This is a genomic window from uncultured Cetobacterium sp., from assembly GCF_947039425.1.
Lineage (GTDB): Bacteria > Fusobacteriota > Fusobacteriia > Fusobacteriales > Fusobacteriaceae > Cetobacterium_A.
Genome location: NZ_CAMQYW010000169.1, coordinates 1 through 4273 on the forward strand (window position 1 = coordinate 1; position 4273 = coordinate 4273).

General features: G+C 28.9%; 4 protein-coding genes. 2 read left to right on the top strand and 2 right to left on the bottom strand.

What is annotated here, in order from left to right:
- The first annotated feature begins 87 nt into the window (after positions 1-87).
- Complete coding sequence (locus tag Q0V09_RS08415) at positions 88-2376, top strand: Orn/Lys/Arg decarboxylase N-terminal domain-containing protein (protein WP_297488461.1); 2289 nt, start codon at positions 88-90, stop codon at positions 2374-2376.
- Between the two features lies 1 nt (position 2377).
- Positions 2378-3028, top strand: a complete 651-nt coding sequence (locus tag Q0V09_RS08420) for a hypothetical protein (protein ID WP_297407449.1) — start codon at positions 2378-2380, stop codon at positions 3026-3028.
- An 11-nt stretch (positions 3029-3039) separates the two neighbouring features.
- Here Q0V09_RS08420 and Q0V09_RS08425 read toward each other — a convergent pair whose 3' ends face one another.
- On the bottom strand, positions 3040-3609 hold the full coding sequence (locus Q0V09_RS08425) for a TetR/AcrR family transcriptional regulator (protein ID WP_297407447.1): 570 nt from the start codon (positions 3607-3609) through the stop codon (positions 3040-3042).
- A 21-nt stretch (positions 3610-3630) separates the two neighbouring features.
- Positions 3631-4273, bottom strand: a 643-nt coding sequence (locus Q0V09_RS08430) for an OmpP1/FadL family transporter (RefSeq protein WP_297488464.1), incomplete at its 5' end; no start/stop codon positions are given.

Below are 4273 nucleotides of genomic sequence, written 5' to 3' on the forward strand. Positions count from 1 at the left end.
TAAATATTGTTAAGTTTGTAATTAATTTGAAATTAAGAAAATTTTAAAAATAAATTTGCTGGAATTATACAGTGAGGAGGATTACATATGAGTAGAATATTTTCAAAGAACAAATCAAAAGTATTATTACTAGAAGATGGAGTCAGAGAAGGGACAGAAATATGTAATAGAATTAATCAAATTAAAGAGGAATTGAAAAGAAGAGATTTAAATATTGAACTTAGTGAAAGTTATAATGATTTAAATGATATTATAACTATTGATAAAAATATTGATTGTCTTCTAATATCGTGGCCAGATAATAAAAATGAATGTCATATTGTTGAAACAATAAAACAATTAAATAAAAGTCAGCCAGGAGTTCCTGTATTTTTATTAACACATAAAAAAGATGCTCTTGAAAAAATTAGTAGAGAAGTTTATGAAAATATAGAGGAAATCATTTGGTTATTACAAGAAAATATAGTTTTCTTGGGTCAAAGAATTGAAACAGCAGTAAATAGATATAATGATGAACTTCTACCTCCATTAACAAAAGCAGTATTTAATTATAATAAAGTGGCAGAGTATTCTTGGGCAGCACCTGGACATCAAGGTGGAGTTGGATTTACTAAAACAGCTTTAGGAAGAAGATTTTTTGATTTCTATGATGAAAATCTATTTAGAACTGATACTGGAATTGAAAGAACAAGTATTGGATCCTTACTTGATCATTCTGGAGCTTTTTTAGAAGGTGAAAAAAGAGCAGCAAAAATATTTGGAGCAGATAGATCATATAATGTTTTAGTAGGAACATCAGGTTCTAATAGAACAGTTATTCAGGGTGTTTTAACAGATGAAGATATAGCACTAGTTGATAGAAATTGTCATAAATCAATAGAGCAAGGACTTATGATAACAGGAGCAAAGCCTGTTTATATGAAACCAACTAGAAATAGATATGGAATAATAGGACCAATTTTACCAATAGAAATGAGTCAAAAGTCAGTAAAAGAAAAAATAATAAATAGTCCATTAGTACCTGAAAGTATGAAAAAACAAGATCCAGAATATGTAGTAGTCACAAATTGTACATATGATGGTGTTTGTTATAATGCAAAAGAGGTTGAAGATATATTTCAACCATATATAAAAAGAATTCATTTTGATGAAGCTTGGTATGGATATGCAAAATTTAATCCCATATATGCAGATCATTTTGCTATGAGAGGCTCTCCTGATACTTATAAAGGTGATGCGACTGTATTCGCCACACAATCTACCCATAAATTATTGAATGCCCTTTCTCAGTCCTCTTATGTACATTTAAGACAGGGTAAGGATATAATTAGTGAAGAGAGATTTAATCAAGCATATATGATGCATGCAACAACTTCACCTTTATATGCGATAGCAGTTTCAAATGAAGTAGGAGCAGCAATGATGGATGGAGATACAGGAACATATTTAACTGATGAAGTAATAAGGGAAGCAATTGAGTTTAGACAAATGGTTGCTAAATACTATAAAGAATACAAAGAGGATGGAGAATGGTTCTTTAAACCATGGAATGGAGATATATATGTAGATTCAAATACAGGAAAGTCATATGAGTTTTATGAAGCTCCTATTGAAATGTTAATGAAAGATCAAAATTTCTGGACAATGAAACCTGGAGAATCATGGCACGGATTTGAAAATATTCCCGCAGATTGGATAATGTTAGATCCTATAAAAGTAAGTATTTTATCTCCTGGAATGGAAGATAGTGGCGAAATTGGAGAGGGAGGAGTTCCAGCTGAATTAATTTCATATTATTTTTCAAAATATGGAGTAGTTCCTACAAGAACAACAGATTTCCAAATTATGTTTTTATTCTCAATGGGAATAAGCAAAGGGAAATGGGGAACTTTACTTGATTTATTAGTATCATTTAAAAAGGATTATGATAGAAATATGCCTTTAAAGGAGATATTCCCAGAACTTGTTCAAGGAAGAGAAGAGAGATATGGACATATGGGAATGAAAGATTTAGGAGAGGAAATATTTAAATATTTAAAAGAAAATGACCCAGGAAAATCTTTAAATGAAGCATATTCAAATTTACCAGAGCAAATTATGACACCAAGAGAAGCATATAATAAAATTGTAACTAATGATGTGGAATTAGTTCCTGCAAGTAAATTGCAAGGTAGAGTATCAGCAAATGCAGTAATGCCATATCCGCCAGGGATACCAATGTTAATGTCAGGAGAAAGTTTTGGAGATAAAAATAGTGCTCAAATAAAATATTTGAAAGTTTTATCAACGTGGGATAAAGAGTTTCCTGGTTTTGAAAAAGAAACAGAAGGAACTGCTGTTGTTAATGGAGAATATTGCGTACTTTGTGTAAAATAATATGTATTATATGAAAATACAAAATCTATTAAAAAAAGCATGGATTTATTATGTTGTAATAGGATTAATATTTTTAATATTTTCAATAAAAATTATAATAAGTAATCATATAAATGAGGATATTTTATTAAGAGCTTTAGGAGTATTATTTTTAATGATGGGTTTTGGAAACATTATCTATTCTTTAGAAGGTATTAAAAATAAAGAGTTTTACTGGGGTGAAATTTTATTTTGGGGAGTTTTAGAAAGTATAACAGGATTTTTAATAGTGAAAGAAAAGTTAGTTGTGGAAAAATTTATATTATTAGAAATAAGTTCTGCTGTTGAAAAAATCTCTTCTTTAGAGCTAGAATTAGAAGGTTATATCATAATATTTTATATAGGAACTTTTTTAATATTTAGAGGGCTAAGTAATATAGTTACAAATATTTATAATGTTTCATTAAATTCAAAAGAAGTTCTAGTTAAATGTTTAATTAATTTAATAGGAATAGATGACTTTTGTTTAGGAATTGTAATAATAATATGTATGTATATTAATTTAGATTTTTTCAAGTATATAATCTTATTATATATATTTATAACAAGTATATTTATAATTTTATTTGGAATATCTTTAAAAAAAGTATTAAAAAATAAAGGAATCGCTTAAACGCGACTCCTTTATTTTGAATTAAAATCATCAATTTTTTTGTAAAGCATAACAGCAGCACTGTTCATTAATTTTTCTTTGATAAAGCTATTTGTAGGATTTTCAAAATAATCAGTAGCAATTAAAGTTGCAAGACCATGTCCAATTAACCAGCAATCTAAGAAAAGCTCATGCTTAAATTCTGTTGGTAAATTTTGAAACCTTTCGTCTTTTTCCATTTCAACTCTCATTAAATCTCTGAATTTTTTTAATAGGCCTCCATAAGAATTATTTCTAAGAAATATAGATTTGAAAAGTTCTTTCTCTTCTCTTGCAAAAGCACAAAGACCAATTCCGCTATTTAAAAATACCATGTCTGTTTCAGGTTTTAAAACATATTCAACGAAAATATGTTTAGCTTTTTCTATAAGTTCTGTTTTTAGTTCATCCATTGAGGAATAGCAACTATATATCGGTGCTGGAGAGCAATTTAATGCTTTAGCTAAATTTCTAGCTGTAATCTCGTCAAGACCATATTTTTCAAACATCTCAAATGCTTTATCGTGAATTTGTTCACGCTTAAATATTGCTTTTTTTGGCATCCATTCCTCCTTTTATATTAATTAAAATCTTTTTACAAAATTTACTCCTACACTTGATATCTCTTTTGAATATCTGATATTTTGTCCAGAAGAGTTAATTCCAGAAGTTGTATCGTAGAAGTAGTGATTGTAAGCAATTGTCCATTCTGTTGTGTCGTTTTGTTTGATTTTTAAACCTGTTCCAACCATAGTTGAATTTATTGCATATTCTGTAGATGAGTATGATGAAGTTGGAGCTCCAGTATCAGCATAATTCATTCCAACAAGCCAAGCATATTTATTATTTAACCAGTACTCAGAACCTGCTGCAACTTCCCAACCATTATGGTAATCTACATTCATTCCTTCAACTCTATCCATAGTAGCAGCTTCGTTAAAGTAATAGTTTCCTCCAATAAAAGTTGTCCATTTATCAGTCACTTTATATGAAGCACCAAGAGCCATTAGACCAGGTAGATCTCTTCTAGTTTTTAAACCATCTTTATATACTGGATATATCCCTAAAAGAGCGCCAGAAATTCCAGGAGTAATAATACTTTGAGATATTTTCATTTTAGTAGAATCATTAATTGTTGTTTTTGTTTTGAAATCTAATTTTACTGGAGTATCGTATCTAAATCCAATATTTAGTTTATCGTTTGGAGCATAGTTTAAACCAAACTGT

Coding starts and splice junctions, on each gene's coding strand:
- Q0V09_RS08425 (WP_297407447.1), bottom strand. CDS start 3,609: ATGCCAAAAAAAGCAATATTTAAGCGTGAACAAATTCACGATAAAGCA.
- Q0V09_RS08415 (WP_297488461.1), top strand. CDS start 88: ATGAGTAGAATATTTTCAAAGAACAAATCAAAAGTATTATTACTAGAA.
- Q0V09_RS08420 (WP_297407449.1), top strand. CDS start 2,378: ATGTATTATATGAAAATACAAAATCTATTAAAAAAAGCATGGATTTAT.